General features: G+C 65.5%; 5 protein-coding genes. All 5 read left to right on the forward strand.

The genetic code is table 11. The features are described 5' to 3' along the window. Positions 1 to 886: pyridoxal-phosphate dependent enzyme (locus tag EN984_RS26425; RefSeq protein WP_127384062.1), on the forward strand; the 886-nt coding region annotated here is incomplete at its 5' end. Between the two features lie 13 nt (positions 887 to 899). Beyond that, positions 900 to 2,387 carry an aspartate aminotransferase family protein gene (locus tag EN984_RS26430; RefSeq protein ID WP_127268752.1) on the forward strand — a complete coding sequence of 496 codons (1,488 nt, stop codon included), beginning with the start codon at positions 900 to 902 and terminating at the stop codon, positions 2,385 to 2,387. A 49-nt stretch (positions 2,388 to 2,436) separates the two neighbouring features. Continuing rightward, complete coding sequence (locus EN984_RS26435) at positions 2,437 to 2,793, forward strand: hypothetical protein (protein WP_127268751.1); 357 nt, start codon at positions 2,437 to 2,439, stop codon at positions 2,791 to 2,793. Positions 2,794 to 2,917: 124 nt separating this feature from the next. Continuing rightward, positions 2,918 to 3,289: a hypothetical protein gene (locus tag EN984_RS26440; protein WP_027040247.1), complete on the forward strand. Its 372-nt coding sequence runs from the start codon at positions 2,918 to 2,920 to the stop codon at positions 3,287 to 3,289. A gap of 114 nt (positions 3,290 to 3,403) precedes the next feature. Beyond that, a partial coding sequence (locus EN984_RS26445; RefSeq protein ID WP_206517478.1) for a (4Fe-4S)-binding protein occupies positions 3,404 to 3,648 on the forward strand: 245 nt, incomplete at its 3' end.

Raw genomic sequence — 3,648 nt, forward strand, 5'->3', positions numbered from 1 at the left:
GCGCAGCGGTGCGCTGAAGCCGGGCCAGACAGTTGTCGAGGCGACCAGCGGCAACACCGGCATTGGCCTCGCCATGGTCTGCGCGCAGAAGGGCTATCCGCTGGTCGTCACCATGGCCGACAGTTTTTCGGTCGAGCGCCGCAAGCTGATGCGCATGCTGGGCGCCAAGGTGGTGCTGACGCCGCGCGCCGAAAAAGGTTTCGGCATGTACAAGAAGGCGGTGGAACTGGCCGAGGCCAATGGCTGGTTCCTCGCCCGCCAGTTCGAGACGGCCGCCAATGCCGCCATCCACGAGGCGACGACGGCGCGCGAGATCGTCAATGATTTCGCCGGCTCGCGGCTAGATTGCTTCGTCACCGGCTATGGCACCGGCGGCACGGTGGTAGGCGTGGCGCGCGTGCTGCGCCGCGAGCGCCCGGAAACCCGCATCGTGCTCTCCGAGCCGGCCAACGCGCAGCTCATCGGCAGCGGCAAGGTCCAGCAGCGCGGCGCCGATGGTGCCCCCGCCGCCAGCCATCCGGCCTTCGAGCCGCACCCGATCCAGGGCTGGACGCCGGACTTCATCCCCAACGTGCTGCAGGAGGCGATCGACACTAGCCTCTATGACGAGGTGATGCCGATCGCCGGGCCCGAGGGCATCAAATGGGCCAGGGAACTGGCGCGGAAAGAGGGCATCTTCACCGGCATTTCCGGCGGCGCCACCTTCGCCGTGGCACGGCAGGTCGCGGAGAAGGCGCCGGCCGGCGCGGTGATCCTGTGCATGCTGCCCGACACCGGCGAGCGCTACATGTCGACGCCGCTGTTCGATGGCATCGAGGCCGAGATGGATGCCGAGGAGGCCGCCCTGTCGCGCTCGACGCCCGGCTGCCAGTTCCCGGCGACTTGACGGGAGATCTGGTATGGACGCCATGCAAGAAAACCTCGGCCTGGTGGCCGAGGAAACGCTCGATCCCCTAGACTGGGCCGATGTGCAGGCCCTGTCGCACCGCGTCATCGACGATGCGGTCGATTATCTCCGCGATGTGCGCGACCGCCCGGTCTGGCGGGAGATGCCGGCCGATGTGAGAGAGGCCTTCTCGGCGCCGCTGCCGCGCTCGCCGGCGCCGCTTGCCGCCGTCTATGGCGAGGTCTCGCGCACGGTGATGTCCTATCCGATGGGCAACATCCATCCGCGCTTCTGGTCCTGGTACATGGGGTCGAGCAACTTCACGGGGGCGCTTGGCGATTTCCTGGCGGCCATCCAGGGCTCCAACCTCGGCGGCGGCAACCACGCGGCCGGGCTGATGGACAGCCAGGTGGTGAACTGGTGCAAGCAGATGCTGGGCTTTCCGGCTTCTGCCGGCGGCACGCTGGTCAGCGGCGGCTCGATGGCCAACATCATAGGGCTGACCGTGGCGCGCAACGTCAAGGCCGGCATCGACGTGCGCGAGCATGGCGTTGCTGCCATCGAGAAGCCGCTGCGCTTCTACGGCTCGGAGCAGATACACTCGTGCCACCGCAAGGCGATGGAGGCACTCGGCCTCGGCAACCGGGCACTGCGCCGCATCCCGACCGATAGCGGGCTGCGCATCGATATCGCTGCCTTGCGTGCGGCGATCACTGAGGACCGCGCAGCAGGGTTCAAGCCGGCCTGCGTCATCGGTACGGCCGGCACCGTCAACACCGGGGCGATCGACGATTTGCAGGCGCTTGCGAAGCTGGCACATGAGGAAGGCCTCTGGTTCCATGTCGACGGCTGCATCGGCGCGCTGATCGCCATTGCGCCTGAAAACGCGCATCGCGTCGCCGGCATCGAACGGGCGGATTCGGTCGCGCTCGATCCCCACAAATGGCTGCACGCCCCATTTGAGGTCGGCTGCGCCCTGGTCAGGGATGCCGCGGCGCATCGCCGGACCTTCGCGGTGACGCCGGAGTATCTCGAATCGACGCCGCGCGGCCTTGCTTCCGGCGAATGGCTGCATGATTACGGCCTGCAGACGTCGCGCGGTTTTCGCGCGCTGAAGGTGTGGATGGCGCTGAAGGAGCACGGCGTCGAGAAATTCGGCCGCCTGATCGACCAGAACATTGCCCAGGCCGTCTATCTTGCCGGCTTGATCGAGGCCGCGCCACAGTTGCAACTGGCGGCATCGCCGACCGTCAACATCGTCTGCTTCCGCTATCAGCCCGGTCTGACAGGCGAGGCTCTGAAGGCGCTCAACACGGAGATCATGCTGCGGCTGCAGGAACAGGGCATTGCGGCCCTTTCGGACACCACGGTGCATGGCGAGCACTGGTTGCGCGTGGCGATCACCAATCATCGCACACGGCGCGAGGATCTCGACCTTCTGGTGCATGAAACGGTGCGGCTGGGGCAAGACATCGCAACGCAGGGTTCCGCGCCTTCCTAGTTACGGGCAGGCATGCGATTCTGCCGCGATGATTCGGGAGATCCAGGTCGTGACGCTGTTTCGTATGGTTGCACTGGCGGCGCTGGTCTTCACCGCCTCGGCGCAGGCCGCAGACATGGCCTTCTTCGTGAAGAACCTGCGCAAGGAATCTGTCGCGGTCGAGCTGTTCAGCCGCGACCGTGAGACGGTCTGGCCGGGCAATGACAAGGTGTTCCTGATCGAACCCGAGTCGCAGAAATCCGTGCCGCTGTCCTGCAATCAGGGCGAACAAATCTGCTATGGCGCCTGGGCCGACGGCAACGACAGCCTCTCGGCCGGCGTCGGGCCGGACAATGACCAGCCCTGCGACACCTGCTGCTTCATCTGCGTGGAACACTCGACCGAGACGATCGATCTGGTGCCGTAGAGCGCGGAAGTTTCGTTGGACCCAAATTAAGTCAGGGATCGGCCCGTCCGGTCCACTTCCGCGATTCAGCGCTGCATGCAATGGTCGCCCCGCGGCCGGGTGGGCCGCATATTCGGGGGTTATCATGTTTCATGCCTATGCGCGCCGCATGCTGGCCGCGCTGTCCTTCGTCATGCTGGTTGCGTCGGCGGCGCAAGCCGACGATGTCACCTTCGCCATCAAGAACAGCCACCCGAACGCCATGCGCGTCGAGCTCTACAGCCAGGATCGCGACTATGTCTGGCCGGGCGAGGACAAGGACTATTTCCTCGACGACGGCGAGACCAAGCAGCTGCCGATATCCTGCAACGCGGGCGAATCGATCTGCTACGGCGCCTGGGTCGATGGCGACGAGGGCACCTATTGGGGCGTCGGTCCCGGCAACACGGAAAAATGCGAGGATTGCTGCTACACCTGTAGCGGCGGCGAGACCGAGGAGATCGAGCTGGTCCCCTGACCGGTTTGCCAGCTTGACGGTCTTCGGGCCGGAGCCATAGCCTGTGCAAATACCCAGCGCGCGCCGCCTCGAACTGTTCAGACGCGACGTGCTTCAGGCAAAAGGAGCCCAGCTATGGCCGGCATGGTCGAAAGCGACAAGATCGACGTCGGGTTTTCCGGCAAGCGCTGCATCCACTCGCGCAACTGCGTGCTCGGCGATCCGCATGTCTTCGTGCCCAACGCGCCGGGCCAATGGATCCATCCCGAAGCGGCCAGCGTCGAGAAGATCGTCGCCATCGCCGAAAGCTGCCCGTCGGGCGCCATCACCTATGTCAGGAAGGATGGCGGGCCGCAGGAGCAATCACCGGTGGTCAATAC

The sequence above is a fragment of the Mesorhizobium sp. M7A.F.Ca.CA.004.12.1.1 genome, assembly GCF_003997835.1.
Lineage (GTDB): Bacteria > Pseudomonadota > Alphaproteobacteria > Rhizobiales > Rhizobiaceae > Mesorhizobium.

Coding starts and splice junctions, on each gene's coding strand:
- EN984_RS26430 (WP_127268752.1), top strand. CDS start 900: ATGGACGCCATGCAAGAAAACCTCGGCCTGGTGGCCGAGGAAACGCTC.
- EN984_RS26440 (WP_027040247.1), top strand. CDS start 2,918: ATGTTTCATGCCTATGCGCGCCGCATGCTGGCCGCGCTGTCCTTCGTC.